Here is a 1,233-nt window from a genome sequence, read left to right on the forward strand (position 1 = left end):
AAATGCTGGAGGAGTTACATCAGAAATCCATGTTGCAGTACGTGCAGCAGTAGCTGTATTACCACAAGCATCAGTTGCGGTCCATGTTCTTGTTTGAGAACGGTTACATCCGTTACTGACCACAGGACCATCGGATGCTATCGGTGTTATACTTCCAACCGGAGTTTGTTGAGTACATCCTTGTCCATTTGCAAACTGAAGATTGAAAGTCAAAATAACTCCGGCACCGAATAGATTATTATTATTATTTGGTCCATCGTAATAGCAATATTCAGCACTTAATCCATCATTTGATAAGTCTCCCGGTCCGAAAAGCACATTGGATAGATCTGAAGCAGGATCATTATCAGTAACACTTAAAACAGTAGGTGCTACAGTAAAGGATGAAGTAAAGAATAAAGTAATTGTGCCTGTTGGAGCGAAACCACTCATGTCTGGACAATTACCACCTCCGTTGTTTCCTTTGTATTCCCTTACACATGAACCAGGCAAAGAACCTCCACCTGTCTCCCCGCAATTATCACTAGCCGTAGCAGTACCCAGAGCAGCAGCTATATCATCAGCAGATGGATTACATCCAAGAGTTAATGAACCACCACCAGTGGTAATGACTGGAGGAGTAAGATCGGATATCCATCTCACGGTACGTGAAGTAGTGGATGTATTGTTACAGCCGTCTCTTGCAGTGAATGTTCTTGTTTGTGAACGGTTACAACCATCAGTTACAACAGCACCATCAGAAGAGGTTATAGTTACTCCGCCACAAGCATCGGTTGCAGTAGCAGAACCAAGTGAACCAGCAGGATTAGCCGGGTTACAACCCAGAGTTACATCAGCATAGCTGCCTGTAAATGCAGGAGGAGTAAGATCGGATATCCATCTGACGGTACGTGAAGTAGTGGATGTATTGTTACATCCATCTCTTGCAGTGAATGTTCTTGTTTGTGAACGGTTACATCCATCAGTTACAACAGCACCATCAGAAGAGGTTATAGTTACACCACCACAAGCATCGGTTGCAGTAGCAGTACCAAGTGAACCAGCAGGATCAGCCGGGTTACAACCCAGGTTTACATCAGCATAGCTGCCTGTAAATGCTGGAGGAGTTACATCAGAAATCCATGTTGCAGTACGTGCAGCAGTAGCTGTATTACCACAAGCATCAGTTGCGGTCCATGTTCTTGTTTGAGAACGGTTACATCCGTTACTGACCACAGGACCATCGGATGCTAT

General features: G+C 44.4%; 1 protein-coding gene. It reads right to left on the bottom strand.

Going from position 1 to position 1,233, the window contains the following annotated elements; translation table 11 throughout:
* A partial coding sequence (locus VFQ05_01270) for a hypothetical protein (GenBank protein HET9325378.1) occupies positions 1-1,233 on the bottom strand: 1,233 nt, incomplete at both ends.

The organism is Candidatus Eisenbacteria bacterium (assembly GCA_035712145.1).
Classification (GTDB): domain Bacteria; phylum Eisenbacteria; class RBG-16-71-46; order RBG-16-71-46; family RBG-16-71-46; genus DASTBI01.